Here is a 386-nt window from a genome sequence, read left to right on the forward strand (position 1 = left end):
GTTGAAGATGTTACGGCGCCAGTAGTGGCTTGCCAAGACATCACAGTAGTACTTGATGCAACGGGTACGGTAACAATCGCAGGAATAGACGTTGATGGAGGTAGCACCGATGCCTGTGGCATTGCGAGCTATGATCTTGATATAGATACCTTCGACTGTTCAAATGTTGGCGATAACATTGTAACATTAACAGTAACCGATGTAAACGGCAATACATCAACTTGTACGGCTACCGTAACGGTAGAAGACAATACAAGCCCAGTGTTAGTTTGTCAAGACTTTACGCTTGAACTTGGTGCAGATGGTACTGCCATTCTTGACCCAAGTGATGTGATTGCCTCTAACGATGATGCCTGTGGAATCTTTGCTTCGGCAGTAGATATTAC

Annotated in this window: 1 protein-coding gene; it reads left to right on the forward strand. The window is 44.8% G+C overall.

The annotated features are described in order from the left end of the window. Positions 1-386: hypothetical protein (locus K8089_RS16390; protein WP_237604350.1), on the forward strand; the 386-nt coding region annotated here is incomplete at both ends.

It is taken from the genome of Aequorivita vitellina (genome assembly GCF_022008365.1).
Classification (GTDB): Bacteria; Bacteroidota; Bacteroidia; order Flavobacteriales; family Flavobacteriaceae; genus Aequorivita; species Aequorivita vitellina.